The organism is Mesorhizobium captivum, from assembly GCF_033977165.1.
GTDB classification, from domain to species: domain Bacteria; phylum Pseudomonadota; class Alphaproteobacteria; order Rhizobiales; family Rhizobiaceae; genus Mesorhizobium; species Mesorhizobium captivum.
The window spans coordinates 368826-381865 of sequence record NZ_JAVIJB010000001.1; the positions used below are offsets into that span (position 1 = coordinate 368826).

15 protein-coding genes and 1 tRNA gene are annotated in these 13040 nt (G+C 62.1%); 8 read left to right on the forward strand and 8 right to left on the reverse strand.

Annotated elements, in window-relative coordinates:
* Window positions 1–200: 200 nt before the first annotated feature.
* Both RFM40_RS01765 and RFM40_RS01770 read left to right on the forward strand, forming a co-directional pair.
* Window positions 201–899 (forward strand): GntR family transcriptional regulator, encoded by a 699-nt coding sequence (locus RFM40_RS01765; protein ID WP_320277035.1) that lies wholly within the window; start codon window positions 201–203, stop codon window positions 897–899.
* 43 nt (window positions 900–942) lie between these two features.
* Window positions 943–1536, forward strand: a complete 594-nt coding sequence (locus tag RFM40_RS01770) for a DJ-1/PfpI family protein (RefSeq protein ID WP_320277036.1) — start codon at window positions 943–945, stop codon at window positions 1534–1536.
* A gap of 481 nt (window positions 1537–2017) precedes the next feature.
* Here RFM40_RS01770 and RFM40_RS01775 read toward each other — a convergent pair.
* A tRNA-Met gene (locus RFM40_RS01775) sits at window positions 2018–2094 on the reverse strand.
* Window positions 2095–2336: 242 nt separating this feature from the next.
* Here RFM40_RS01775 and RFM40_RS01780 point away from each other — a divergent pair.
* On the forward strand, window positions 2337–3302 hold the full coding sequence (locus RFM40_RS01780; protein ID WP_126098239.1) for a Gfo/Idh/MocA family protein: 966 nt from the start codon (window positions 2337–2339) through the stop codon (window positions 3300–3302).
* 50 nt (window positions 3303–3352) lie between these two features.
* On the opposite strand, the gene mnmA is transcribed toward RFM40_RS01780, so the two are convergent.
* The gene (mnmA, locus tag RFM40_RS01785) at window positions 3353–4543 is read right to left on the reverse strand and encodes a tRNA 2-thiouridine(34) synthase MnmA (RefSeq protein WP_320277050.1); all 1191 of its coding nucleotides are present in this window, start codon (window positions 4541–4543) and stop codon (window positions 3353–3355) included.
* A gap of 282 nt (window positions 4544–4825) precedes the next feature.
* On the opposite strand from mnmA, the gene sciP reads away from it, so the two are divergent.
* Window positions 4826–5101: a CtrA inhibitor SciP gene (gene sciP / locus RFM40_RS01790; protein WP_006203587.1), complete on the forward strand. Its 276-nt coding sequence runs from the start codon at window positions 4826–4828 to the stop codon at window positions 5099–5101.
* Window positions 5102–5170: 69 nt separating this feature from the next.
* Here the strand turns inward: sciP and RFM40_RS01795 are convergent, their stop codons facing one another.
* Window positions 5171–6097, reverse strand: coding sequence for an NADP-dependent oxidoreductase (locus tag RFM40_RS01795; protein ID WP_320277037.1), 927 nt, complete (start codon window positions 6095–6097; stop codon window positions 5171–5173).
* Between the two features lie 90 nt (window positions 6098–6187).
* Between RFM40_RS01795 and RFM40_RS01800 the strand changes: the two genes are divergently transcribed.
* Window positions 6188–6589, forward strand: coding sequence for a winged helix-turn-helix transcriptional regulator (locus RFM40_RS01800; RefSeq protein WP_320230014.1), 402 nt, complete (start codon window positions 6188–6190; stop codon window positions 6587–6589).
* Window positions 6590–6674: 85 nt separating this feature from the next.
* Here RFM40_RS01800 and RFM40_RS01805 read toward each other — a convergent pair whose 3' ends face one another.
* Window positions 6675–7052, reverse strand: a complete 378-nt coding sequence (locus RFM40_RS01805) for a flagellar export protein FliJ (protein ID WP_320230015.1) — start codon at window positions 7050–7052, stop codon at window positions 6675–6677.
* 449 nt (window positions 7053–7501) lie between these two features.
* Here RFM40_RS01805 and ctrA point away from each other — a divergent pair, with 449 nt between their 5' ends.
* Window positions 7502–8197, forward strand: coding sequence for a response regulator transcription factor CtrA (ctrA, locus tag RFM40_RS01810; RefSeq protein WP_006203583.1), 696 nt, complete (start codon window positions 7502–7504; stop codon window positions 8195–8197).
* Between the two features lie 70 nt (window positions 8198–8267).
* On the opposite strand, the gene RFM40_RS01815 is transcribed toward ctrA, so the two are convergent.
* Together RFM40_RS01815 and chpT are read right to left on the reverse strand one after the other, a co-directional pair.
* A complete protein-coding gene (locus tag RFM40_RS01815) occupies window positions 8268–8636 on the reverse strand; it encodes a response regulator (RefSeq protein WP_320230016.1) in 369 nt (122 codons plus the stop codon).
* Window positions 8637–8869: 233 nt separating this feature from the next.
* Window positions 8870–9499 carry a histidine phosphotransferase ChpT gene (gene chpT / locus RFM40_RS01820; RefSeq protein ID WP_320277038.1) on the reverse strand — a complete coding sequence of 210 codons (630 nt, stop codon included), beginning with the start codon at window positions 9497–9499 and terminating at the stop codon, window positions 8870–8872.
* A gap of 388 nt (window positions 9500–9887) precedes the next feature.
* Between chpT and RFM40_RS01825 the strand changes: the two genes are divergently transcribed.
* Both RFM40_RS01825 and RFM40_RS01830 read left to right on the forward strand, forming a co-directional pair.
* On the forward strand, window positions 9888–10424 hold the full coding sequence (locus tag RFM40_RS01825; RefSeq protein ID WP_320230040.1) for a DUF1134 domain-containing protein: 537 nt from the start codon (window positions 9888–9890) through the stop codon (window positions 10422–10424).
* 140 nt (window positions 10425–10564) lie between these two features.
* Window positions 10565–11710 carry a coiled-coil domain-containing protein gene (locus RFM40_RS01830; protein WP_320277039.1) on the forward strand — a complete coding sequence of 382 codons (1146 nt, stop codon included), beginning with the start codon at window positions 10565–10567 and terminating at the stop codon, window positions 11708–11710.
* A gap of 52 nt (window positions 11711–11762) precedes the next feature.
* On the opposite strand, the gene RFM40_RS01835 is transcribed toward RFM40_RS01830, so the two are convergent.
* The gene (locus RFM40_RS01835) at window positions 11763–12560 is read right to left on the reverse strand and encodes a TrmH family RNA methyltransferase (protein ID WP_320230019.1); all 798 of its coding nucleotides are present in this window, start codon (window positions 12558–12560) and stop codon (window positions 11763–11765) included.
* Between the two features lie 56 nt (window positions 12561–12616).
* On the reverse strand, window positions 12617–12955 hold the full coding sequence (locus RFM40_RS01840) for an ArsR/SmtB family transcription factor (protein ID WP_320223004.1): 339 nt from the start codon (window positions 12953–12955) through the stop codon (window positions 12617–12619).
* Between the last annotated feature and the right edge of the window lie 85 nt (window positions 12956–13040).

Here is a 13040-nt window from a genome sequence, read left to right on the forward strand (position 1 = left end):
GACTAAGGTGTCGAGTTCGTTGCGGAGCCTCACCTTCCGGCATGCAGGCTCGCGCTCCGGCGTCAGGTTTCGTCCGAGCTGAAAGGCGCAGCCCGGCATGCATACTCATGAGATCGTATCCTCTATAAAATCGTATATAATATAGTATTGAATTGGCCGAAGCATCGTGTTAGGGCTTGCTCCTGTCAAGAGGCAATACGATGCAAAACCCCGACCTGACGGTTGACAATGAAGGCCGCCCGAGCGGCCGCATCCAGCGAGCCAACAGTCTGGCCGGGGATGTCTATGAAGCGATCTTCGCGCAATTGATGTCGCTGAGGATTCCCCCAGGATCGCGGATCACCGTCGACAATCTGGTCAAGGAATTCAACGTCTCTCACACGCCCATCCGCGAAGCGCTCGGCCGGCTGGAAGGGGAGGGGCTGGTGGTGAAGACTCACCTGATCGGCTATCGCGCTGCCCCGCAAATCACACGGCGCCGGTTCGACGAGCTCTACGAGCTGCGCCTTCTGCTCGAGCCCGCCGCTGCGGCCAAGGCCACGGCAACGCTGGATGACGAGCGTCTTGCAATCCTGCGGGAAGCGGCCGGCGTCATGGCGCGGCGGGTGGGAAAGGACGAGCGCCTGCGTTATTCCAACTTCGCGCGGCAGGACGCGATCTTCCACGACAAGATCATGGAATTCGCACAGAACGAGCTGATCCGCGAGACGCTGAACCACCAGCACACGCACTTCCACATCTTCCGCCTGATGTATCATTCGCGCGTCACCGAGGAAGCGCTGGACGAGCACGAGGCGATTCTTACTGCCTTCGCCGCCGGCGATGCGGGCGCCGCCAAGAAGGCGATGCGCGTGCACATCGAGAATTCGCGGGACAGGCTCCTGCCCGCCTTCGAGTAGGCGCGTCCGTGCCTTGCCACCTCCAAATCGAAAAGGACAAGTCATGCCAGCCAAGAAGATACTGATGCTGACCGGTGAATTCACCGAGGAATATGAAATCTACGTCTATCAGCAGGCGATGGAGGCGGTCGGCCACACGGTCCATGTCGTTTGCCCCGACAAGAAGGCAGGCGACCTGATCAAGACCTCGCTGCACGACTTCGAGGGCGACCAGACCTACACCGAGAAGCTCGGTCACTACGCGCTGATCAACAAGACGTTCGCGGATGCGGAGAAGCAGCTCGACCAGTATGACGCGGTCTATTGCGCCGGCGGCCGCGGACCGGAATACATCCGCACCGACAAGCGCGTCCAGGCGATGGTGCGCCATTTTTATGAAGCCAGGAAGCCGATCTTCACGATCTGCCACGGCGTGCAGATCCTGATCGCGGTCGACGGCGTGGTGCGCGGTAAGAAGGTCGGGGCGCTGGCGGCCTGCGAGCCGGAAGTGACGCTTGCGGGCGGCACCTATATCGACCTATCGCCAACCGAGGCATATGTCGACGGCACAATGGTCTCGGCCAAAGGCTGGACCGCTCTGGCAGCCTTCATCCGGGAATGCCTGAACGTGCTCGGCACGGAAATCCGGCACGGCTAGAGGAAGCGGAGGCTACTTGGAGCGGGGTCGCCAGTCAGCGATCTCGCGACCATCCGATCCTGTACACGCACCCGGTTCGCCCGGCCTCGAGGCTCTTGACATAACCAAGCACAACGGCGTTCGACGCCATGGCCTGCGAACCCACGAACTAGGGGCCCTAGAGCGGGATGATCCCTCGAGCATGGTCGGGCTTACCAGGTTGATGCGGCGATCCCTGTGAAGTTCGATCACCGCGCTTCGCACAAAGCCTTCGAGGGCGCCATTGACCATCGCCGAGTATGTTCCCAGCGGGATCGGGTCTTCATTCGTCGGACCGGAGGTCAATGTGAATGATCCTCCTTCGCGAAGATACTTTACCCCCGACCTGACGAGGTTGGTAGCGGGCAGATACGGCGCGGGGCCTTGAAATCATCCGGGTTTCGAACGATAGCGCTGCCAACCATCCGCTTTTTTCTGTGATTTCAATAGCTTGCGTGGATGATGGTAGCGGAGGAGGGACTTGAACCCCCGACCCCAGGATTATGATTCCCGTGCTCTAACCAACTGAGCTACTCCGCCAGGAGTGACGAAGAGGCTCGATGAACCGCCCGGCATCGCGGGCAATTTCGAGGCGTTCGCCAAGGTCGCGCGGATATAAGGTTGGCAGGGCAAACCTGTCAAGCTTGGATGCGACCGGCAAGTCGGCATAATCTCATCCCCGAAAAAGCTTTGCCGGACAGACACTCAAGCGCATGCGGCGGGGTTGAGTTCGACGGGGCACGTCGCTATGTCTCGGCCATGAAATTCTAGAGTTTGAACGAATGAAGCCGCGCATTGCAGTCCTCGGTTGCGGATACTGGGGCAGCAACCACATCCGCACCCTCAAGGCGCTTGGCGCGCTCCATGCCGTTTCCGACGTCAATCGCGCCCGCGCCGAAGGCTTCGCCAGCGAGCAGGACTGCGAGGCGATCGAGCCGGACAAGCTGTTCGAGCGCGCCGATGTCGACGCCATCGTCATGGCGCTGCCGCCGCAATTCCACGCCGACATGGCGGTGCGCGCCGTCGAGGGCGACAAGGACGTGCTGGTGGAAAAGCCGATCGCGTTGACGGTTGCCGACGCCGAACGCGCGGTGAAGGCGGCAAGGAAAAATGGCCGCGTCTTCATGGTCGGCCATGTGCTGCGCTTCCATCCCGCCTTCGAGACGCTGAAGGCGCTGATCGACAATGGCGAACTCGGCGAGGTGCGCTACATCCATTCGCACCGGCTCGGCCTCGGCAAGTTCCATACCGAGAACGACGCGCTCTGGGACCTGGCGCCGCACGATCTGTCGATGATCCTCGCCATCACCGGCACCGAGCCGATCGAGGTCAGGGGAGAGGGCGCAGCCCTGCTCGACAATCTCAGCGATTTCGCGCATCTGCATATGCGTTTTCCGAACGGCGTGCGCAGCCATCTCTTCGCCTCGCGTCTCAATCCTTATCGCGAGCGGCGGCTGACCGTGGTCGGCACCAAGGCGATGGCGGTGTTCGACGACGTCGAGCCCTGGGAGCGCAAGCTTGCCGTCTACCGGCACGCCGTCTGGCAGGACAGCGGCCAGTGGGCTTTCACCGCCAACGAACCGTCCTATGTCGCGGTCGGCGAAGGCATGCCGCTGACGCGCGAGCTTGCGCATTTCATGCAGTGCATCGAAACGCGCGCCGAACCCCGCACCGACGGCGAAGAAGCGATCCGGGTGCTGCGCATCCTCACCGCGGGCACGGTGACGCATAGCGGCTCGTCCGCTTGAGGCGTTCGCAAAGACAATCCTGAAACTGAAGCGGCTCGTCGAAGAGACGCTTATTCGGCGGGGATGTGCGCGGGCCGCGCCGCAAGCCTCGACAGCATGGCCTCGGCCTCGGCGCCGCGCTCTGAGCGCTCGATGAAGCCGCCGCCGTAGACGCGCGCCTCGTTGCCGTCGTCGGAATAGAGCACGCAGGCCTGTCCGGGGGCGATGCCGGATTCGCCGTCGACCAGCTCAACCGAGGTCACGCCGTCGCGGTGGTGTAGCACGGCCGGGCGCGGCGGCCGGGTCGAACGGACTTTTGCGAAAAGCTCGATCCCGCCCTCAGGGATGTCAGAGAGCGGGGCGTCGCCAAGCCAGTTCGTGGCTCGCAGGTAGATCTTGTGCGTCTCCAGCGCCTCGCGCGGGCCGACAACGACGCGGGCGCGATCGGCGTCGAGATGGACGACGTAGAGCGGCTCGCCGGAAGCGATGCCGATGCCGCGGCGCTGGCCGATCGTGTAGCGCAGGATGCCTTCATGGCGGCCGAGCACGCGTCCGTCGATATGGACGATGTCGCCTGGATTGGCGGCCGCCGGCTTCAGCTTGGCGATGATGTCGGAGTACTTGCCCTGCGGCACGAAGCAGATGTCCTGGCTGTCCTGCTTGGCGGCGACCGTCAGTCCCATTTCCTCGGCGATCGCCCGCACCTGCGGCTTGGAGAGCCCGCCCAGCGGGAAGCGCAGATAGTCGATCTGCGCCTGGGTGGTGGCGAACAGGAAATAGCTCTGGTCGCGGTCGGCATCGACCGGACGGTAGAGTGCGCGATGCGCGCCGTTGGCGCGCGAGCGGATATAGTGGCCGGTGGCCAAAGCGTCGGCGCCGAGATCCTGCGCGGTGGCCAAAAGGTCGGCGAACTTGACCGTCTGGTTGCAGGACACGCACGGAATCGGCGTCTCGCCGGCGACATAGCTCTCGGCGAAAGGATCGATGACAGCCCTGCGGAAACGCTCTTCGTAGTCGAGCACGTAGTGCGGGATGCCGAGCGTCTCGGAAACGCGGCGGGCGTCGTCGATGTCCTGGCCGGCGCAGCAGGACCCTGCCCGGTGCGTGGCCGCGCCGTGGTCGTAAAGCTGCAGGGTGACGCCGACGACATCATAGCCTTCGCGCTTCAGAATGCCGGCAACGACCGACGAATCGACGCCGCCCGACATGGCGACGACGACACGGGTCTGTTCTGGGCGTCCGGGAAGATCGAGGCTGTTCATGGTTCTTTCAATCTGCATGGCGCTGGCCGCCAATGGCCGGAATATAGGTCAAGCGCTGCGGCAGCGCCAGCTTGCCTCCTCAAGCGATTATTCCGGCGATTATTCCGGCGATTTTTCCCGGCGAGATCGGGGCCTGGACCGCGATTGTCTCAAATGCCGAACAAAAACCTAACGTGACGTTCACGATCCTTACCTAGTCATTAGGGTTCGCTTAGGCAATTTTTAAAGCTGTGGCGGTACTGTGGCGGGGATTGGGTCTTTGAGTTTTTAGTAGAGAGTACGATGACCGATCTGGTTAGACCTAGAGTCAAATATGTTATCGGGCCTGACGGCAGCCCCCTCACCATAGCCGATCTGCCGCCGACGAATACACGGCGCTGGGTTATCCGGCGCAAGGCGGAAGTGGTCGCTGCGGTACGCGGCGGCCTGCTCAGCCTCGAGGAAGCCTGCCAGCGCTACAAGCTCACCACCGAGGAATTTCTCTCATGGCAGGCGTCGATCGACGAATATGGCCTCGCCGGGCTGCGCACGACGCGAATCCAGCAATACCGGCACTAGGTGCACACAACCGGAAGCAGAAAGGGCGCGGAATTCCGCGCCCTTCACTTTTCCAGAGACGCGCTTCGCTTATACCGTCAGCACGACCTTGCCGATCGGCCGGGTCGCAAGGAAGGCTTGGGCGGCGCCCGCCTGATCGAGCGGGAAGGTTTTCGCCACGTGGGGCGACAGCTTCTTCGCATCGACCAGCTTGGCGAGCTCGACAAGGCCTTCGCGGTCGGGCACCACCGACATGCGCTCGACGCGGATGTTCCGCTCCCTTGCCTTCGCCTTTGTCGTGTCATGGACGTTGAGCAGCGAGACAAGAACGCCACCGTCGCGCAGCACTTTCAACGACTCCTCGGCGTGGTCGCCGCCGACCGTCTCCAGCACGAGGTCGAACTCGCAGGCCTTCTTCGCGAAATCACTCTTGGTGTAGTCGATGACTTCGTCGGCGCCGAGCGAGCGAACGAAGTCGAGCTTGTCCGGGCTGGCAGTCGAGACGACGTAGGCGCCGCGTGCCTTGGCGATCTGCACCGCCAGATGGCCGACGCCGCCGGCGCCGGCATGGATCAGCGCGCGCTGGCCTGATTGAATGCGGCCGTGGCGGACAAGGCCTTGCCAGGCGGTGAGGCCGGCGAGCGGCAGCGCCGCAGCATGGGCATGGTCGATGCCGGCGGGCTTGATGGCGATCTCGTCCGCCGGCGTGGCTGCAAGCTCGGCATAGGCTCCGGCCTGCTTGGGAAAGCGCGGCATGCCGAACACCTCGTCGCCGACCTTGACGGCGGTCACGCCGGCGCCCAGCGCCTCGACGGTTCCGGAAATATCCCAGCCGAGAATGAAAGGCGGATCGCCAAGCAGCGGATAAAAGCCGCCGCGCACGGCGCCGTCGACAGGGTTGATGCCCGCCGCCTTGACGCGAACCAGCACCTCGCCAGGCCCGGGCGAGGGATCAGGCTGTTCGGAAACGAAGAGGACGTCGGGTCCGCCGACGGAGTTTTGGATAACGGCATGCATGGAAGCCTCCTTCTCGATTGGTATGCCGCTATCATCTGGATAGTAATATTCTCTTGTCCAGTATGTACCTTTTCTATATATAGGCACCTTATGGATAGTGAAGAGGCCCCCCTCGGCTACGATGTGTTCCGGCGCACCTGTCCGTCGCATACAGTGCTTGAGACGCTGGCCAGCAAATGGGTGTATCTGACCGTTTGCGCGCTGCGACGCGGCCGGATGCGCAACGGCGCGCTGGCGCGCAAGCTGGAAGGCATCACGCCGAAAATGCTGACCCAGACGCTGCGCGTGCTGGAGCGCGACGGCCTTGTCCGGCGCGAAGTCTTTCCGGTCATCCCGCCGCGGGTTGAATATGAGCTGACGGAGCTTGGCCAGAACCTGGCGGGGCTGCTCAGCCAGATCCGCTCCTGGGCGGAAGAGCATGCGCCCGACATCAAGGATGCCCGCGCGCGGGCATTGGCGGACCATCACGACGATATGGCAGTGCTGCCTTGAAGCGGGAGCGCGAGCAGGAGTTGTGCTGGCGCGGTTCAAGGGCGATGCCGGCCCGCCCCGGCGACAGCAGCTAAGCGCGGTCGGCTCAGCCGATCATGGCGCTGCGGCCGCCCATATCCGCATCGCGGATCTTGCTGTCGCGCGATTCCAGCATCTCCGCCTTGGAAAGCTCCGCTTCAGCTTCGCCGAGTAGTGATTCGGCCATGGTTCGCTGCTGGGCGAGGTCGCCCTGCGAGTTCCTGAGGTTGTCGCGGCGCAGGCGCGCCGCCTTGGCGAAGGTCGGATAGGCAAAATGATTGATGTCGGTGATGCCGGCTTTTTTCTCTTCGGCGACGATCTGGGCCTCCAACTCGACGGCCATGCGTTCGAACTCGGCGATCATCATGTCCAGCTGCAACAGCTGGCGCCGCTTCTCATTCACCTGAAACTGCTTCAGCCGAACGAGGTTTTCACGTGACTTCATGACTCGGTACTCCCGGAAACGCACACCTTGCATATCGTCCCATCGGCCTGGACAGGCCCATGCGTCGCCCGTTTCCCCCGGCTTTCCCCCTGCTATGGGAAACAAAATCCTAAAGATTTTTGCCGGCGGTAACCATTCGTTTACGGGCATTGTTAATCATACGGGCGAGGACTTAAGGCCGGGTAAAAATTCCGGCTGCGGCGAGGGAAGCGCGGCCTACGAGTCACTGGAGTCACTTAGGCTGACTTGTTAATGTGGTACATGAGCGATTTTGGTCTGTGATTCATTATTAGATTCAAGTGGGTGTAGAAAGGGGTTAAAAAATCTGATATCGTGGCCAGCACGAAATTAGGATTTGTTAACCAGTCGGTGGCACCTTCTGTTCAGGCAATCACTGCTCCGGTCCGGACGGGTCGTGACACGGTCCGGCAGCAGAAAAGGGGAATGAAATGCGTGTTCTGCTGATTGAAGACGACAGTGCAACCGCACAAAGCATCGAGCTGATGCTGAAATCGGAAAGCTTCAATGTCTATACGACCGATCTCGGCGAAGAAGGGGTCGATCTCGGCAAGCTCTACGACTACGACATCATCCTTCTCGATCTCAATCTTCCCGACATGTCGGGCTACGAGGTGCTGCGCACGCTTCGGCTTTCCAAGGTCAAGACGCCCATCCTGATCCTCTCCGGCATGGCCGGTATCGAGGACAAGGTGCGCGGCCTCGGCTTCGGCGCCGACGATTACATGACCAAGCCTTTCCATAAGGACGAGCTGGTGGCGCGCATCCACGCCATCGTGCGCCGCTCCAAGGGCCATGCCCAATCGGTCATCACCACCGGCGACCTGGTGGTCAATCTCGACGCCAAGACGGTCGAGGTCGGCGGCCAGCGCGTGCACCTGACCGGTAAGGAATATCAGATGCTGGAGCTGCTCTCGCTGCGCAAGGGCACCACGCTGACCAAGGAAATGTTCCTCAACCACCTCTATGGCGGCATGGACGAGCCGGAACTGAAGATCATCGACGTCTTCATCTGCAAATTGCGCAAGAAGCTCGACGCCGCGTCCGGCGGCCAGAACTACATCGAGACGGTCTGGGGCCGCGGCTATGTGCTGCGCGAGCCGGAAGACATCCGCGTCAGCGCCTGATCTTCGGCCAAGCCATTCGTACAAATAGCCCGGCTCCCCGCCGGGTTATTTGTTTTTGGGCATCGAAAGCTCAGGCTGCTATCTTCAGGAAGCGGAAGTTCTCGAGCAATTGCGCCCGGTTGAAGGGCTTCAAGAGATAGCCCTGGGCACCGGCACGTTTCGCCCGCATGATCGAACCGACGTCGACTTCGACGAGCGAGATCAGGATCTGCGGCTTGACGGGGCTTTCGATGGCGCGGATGCGGCGAATGAGGTCGACTGCCTGCATGTCCGGCAAACCGCCGTCGACAACGACGACATCGGGCATGTCGCTGGAGCAGATCTCGATCGCATCAAGCCCGCTGGCCGCTTCGATGACCACGATGTCCGAACCGCCAAGGATACGCTTTGCGACCTTCCTGATGACGCTCGAATCGTCCACAAACAGGCAGCGCTTCATTTCCGGGCCCTCTTTGCCATCTGCCGAACCGGCAACCTCCAGTAAGCGTGGGGCACCCTAGAGCAATCTGGTAAAGAAGCCGAAAAGCGGTTAGGTAAAGTTTTTCCAAAGAGACGCATGGTGCGGTTTTCCGCCGCCAAGCCAATAAGCCGGCAATGGCAGAAGTTGCTTCGCTCGTACCGCAAGCAGCAATTCAGCCGAGATAAATACTTGGCCTGTTCTTGGCTGTTGCCTCAGGCTACAGACAACACGATCTCGTCAGCGGTCGCGTGGATCGAGATCGTCATGTTGGCCTCACGCGCCAGAAGCAGCGTGTAATAGGGCTGGACCGAATGGGCATCGATCGCTTCCTCAGGCTTGTGGCCGGAATGCAGCTCGAGGAATTTCGGCGGCACGCGCAGCATCGGGCCGCTGGCCGACAGCGAAAAACGCGGTTCGGTCTCGAGGTTTTCCAGCGTGACCATCAGCTTGCCGCCGCGCGGTATGGCCGCGTTGGCCACGAGAATGAGATTGAGCAGGAGCTTGACCTTGTTCTTGGGCAGCAGCGCGCGGGCACCGTTCCAGACCAGCTCCGGCTTTTCGTTCTTCAAAAAGGCAATGGCCACGGCCTCTGCGTCGCCGGTATCGATCATCATGCCGGCCGAGCCGGCGGCACCGAAGGCGATGCGGGCAAATTGCAGACGCGCCGAGGCGTTCCTGGCGCTCTGGCGAATCAGTTTCATGGCGTCTTCGTCGGCGCCGCCTTCGTCGAGCAGTTCGAGGCCGTTGTTTATGGCGCCGACCGGCGAAATGATGTCGTGGCATACGCGGCTGCACAGAAGCGCCGCCAGATCGGGGGCGGAAAGGGTGAAGAGCTCGGCCATCGGAGAATCCCTGCTAGTTCACATATTCATGGCCGAGCGACCGATTTCGCGCCCGCCACGCGAATCACGCTCTTTCCAAGGCTTTCTGAATACACAGCGCCCGCCCGTGCATCAACAAATCCGCAGCCGCGGATGGCGAAAATGCTGCGTTCATGCCGCGAAAACGAGGCCAGAGGGGCCATGTCGGGCCGCCAGCCTTCGAACCGCCATCTTCCTGCGCCAGCTTAATGGTTGAAAAAGGATTACGGCATAGTTTGCCCGTAATAGTCATCTCGAAGCGGCCGCCAAGAGCCGCAGGGGTACGAGGCGTCGGCGAAAGTGCTCCCTGACGGAGATTGGAAGCATGTTTTCCCGATTCTATGACCGGACTCTCGTCCGCGTCCTCACCATGACGATCGCCCTCATGGGTGCTGTCATCTTCTCAACCTCCGCGTCGCGGGCCCAGGAATATACCGCGCAGGAGATCGTCGATTCCGGCCACAAGTTCTTCGGCGCGACGTCGGGCGGCCTCGCCACCGTCGTCGAAAAGATCTTTGCGTCCTACGGCCTGCCCAACGGCTATCTGCTCGGCGAGGAGGGATCCGGCGCGCTGATCGGCGGCCTGACCTATGGTGAGGGCACGCTCTACACCAAGAACGCCGGCGACCATAAGGTGTTCTGGCAAGGCCCATCGCTTGGCTGGGATTTCGGCGGCGAAGGGTCGCGCGTGATGATGCTGGTCTACAATCTGGACGACATCAGCAGCCTCTATAATCGCTTCGGCGGCGTCGCCGGCTCCGCCTATGTCGTGGCCGGCGTCGGCTTCAACGTGCTGCAGAGCGACAGGGTGCTCATCGTTCCGATCCGCACCGGCGTCGGCGCCCGGCTCGGCGTCAATCTCGGCTACCTGAAGCTTACCGAACGGGCGACCTGGAATCCGTTCTGAGCGGACAGGATTGCCACAACCGCCCGGATAAGACCGATCGCGCCGCGGCATGCTCTTGCCGCGGCTCTGGATTTCCGCCATGCCAAGATGGCACAGTCGGGCATTGGCGGTTTGCCGCGCCGCATACGGAATAGTCCACCTTGGTCCAGTCGATCCTGTTCTTCGCACTCGGCTTCCTCTGCGCCGTCTTTCTGGTGTCGCTGATTGCGCCGGCCATCTGGCGGCGGGCCGTCGTTCTGACGCGCAGGCGCCTCGAGGCCTCGATGCCGCTGACGCCTGCCGAGATCCTGGCTGAAAAGGACCGGATCCGCGCCGAATTCGCCATGAACACGCGCCGGCTCGAGATGAACATCAAGAGCCTCAAGGAGAAGGCGGCCGAGCAACTGGTCGAGATCGGCCGCGGCCGCGAGGCCCTGAAGGGGCTGGCGGTCGAGACGAAGGACAAGAACCAGGCGCTTTCCGACCTGCAGGCCAGGAACGCGGAGCTCCGGCAGCGCGAGGAAGAACTGCACAAACTGTCGGAAAAGCTGGCGCAGACGGAGCGCTCCCTGGAGAAGCGCGCGCTGGAGCTGCAAAAGCTCGAGCAGATGTATGACGATGCCAGCTTCTCATCCAGCAACCGCCAGATCGAGCTTGTGGCCCGTGAATCGGAACTGGACAAGCTCGCGAACGACATTGCGGTGCTGCGCAACCAGCGCAAGGAAACGGACCGGCGCAATCAGGAAATCGCCGCGGAAGGCAAAGCGGTCAGAGACGCGCTCAAGGCGGAAAAGAAACGGGCAGCCGAACTGGACAAGAAGGTCGAGCGGCTGCTTGCAACCCTTGCCGACCGCGAGGAAAGGCTCGACAGGCGCGAGAAGGAGCTTGCCCGGATGCGCGAACGCTCAAAGCAGGGTGCCGAGGCAAATGGCGGAACGCACCAGACCGGCGAGGTCGAAGGCATCGACAAGGCGATCGCCAAGCTCGAAGGCGATCGGGAGCGGCTGGAGGCGAGGCTGACGGCGCTGGCGCGTGAGAACAAGCGGCTCAAGACCGATCTTGCCACGCTCGAAACGGCAAGGCCCGAACAGGCCAGCGACGCGCGACGCGCCGGTGCAGCGCTTCGCGAACAGATGAACGAACTGGCGGCCGAGGTCGTCAACCTGACGATGAAGCTGGACGGGCCGGATTCGCCGATTGTGAAGGCGTTGGCGACCCCTCGCGACGGGCAGCAGGGCGCGGGCGAGCGCGGCATCAGCCTCGCGGACCGTGTAAGGGCCCTTCAGAAGGCCGACCCAACCAGCTGATCAAAACGCAGGCTGTCGGCCAGGCGACGCTTTCCCCCTGTTTGCTGGATCGCTATCGTCTCGAGAACTGGTGCAGGGCGATGGCCGAAGCGGCGGCAACGTTCAGGCTGTCGAAACCCTCCGCCATGCCGATCCGTACCGTCCGCAGCCGGTTGAGCACGGTTTCGGGCAGGCCTTCGCCTTCCGTGCCGAGATAGAGCGCCAGCCGCGGCGTTTTTTGCGCAGCGCGAATGTCGGTTTCGCCGCGCGGCGAGAGCGCGAACTGGCTGAAGCCCAGCTGGTCGAGCGTCGCAATCAAGCTCATGGCGTCGCCGAAGGGCGCGAAAGGAACCTTCAGCGCCGCGCCGACCGAAACGCGGATCGCCTTGCGATAGAGCGGATCGCAGCAGGTGGGATCGAGAAGCACGGCGTCCGCGCCAAAGGCTGCGGCGTTGCGGAAGATCGAGCCCATATTGTCGTGATTGGATATGCCGACCAGGACCACGACCAGCGCGCTTGCCGGCAAGGTTTCGAGCAAAACCTCCGCCGGTCGAGGAGCGCCGCGAACGCCGATCGCCAATATGCCGCGATGCATATGAAAGCCGGCGATCCGGTCCATGACCTCGCCCTTGGCGACATAGACCGGGAAGGTCGCCGACGCCTTGCGCAAGACGCCTTCCAGGCCAGCCAGCCTGTTTTCCAAAATGAGGGCCGACTCCGCGGCGAAGCGTCCGACCGACAAAAGAAGATCCAGCACGACCTTGCCTTCCGCGACGAAGCGCCCGTGGCGCCCGACGAGATCGCGCTCGCGGATGTCGAGATAGGCAGCGACACGCGGATCCTGCGGGTCGTCGATGGGGATGAGGTTCATGCAAATCTCGCCGGCGAACGATCGTCAGCGAGGTAAGGGGCTTTGGACAGCGCGGGTCAAGCCCCGGCGCGGCGCATCCTGTAGGCCATCTGGGACAGGTCGCCGTCGCCGAAAATGCCTTCCAGCATGCGAAGCAGCTCGCGCACCGCATCGGATTTGCAGGAATAATAGATCATCTGGCGGTCGCGGCGCGTCTCGACGATATCAAGCGCTCTCAGCTTGGCCAGATGCTGCGACAGAGCGGACTGGCTTAACTGGACTTTTTCGGCGATGGCACCGACCGACATTTCGCCTTCGATCAGATAGCTGACGATCAGCAGCCGCTTTTCATTGCCCATGAGCGTCAGAAACGCGGCAGCCGATTCGGCATTGGCGACTAGCTTGCTCGAGATCATAGATGCCCCATGTTTTCTGGCTCATCCAGCCACCATGGGGGCAATGGTGGCTGATTCCACAATGTTCAGGTCAGGAAGCGCCGCT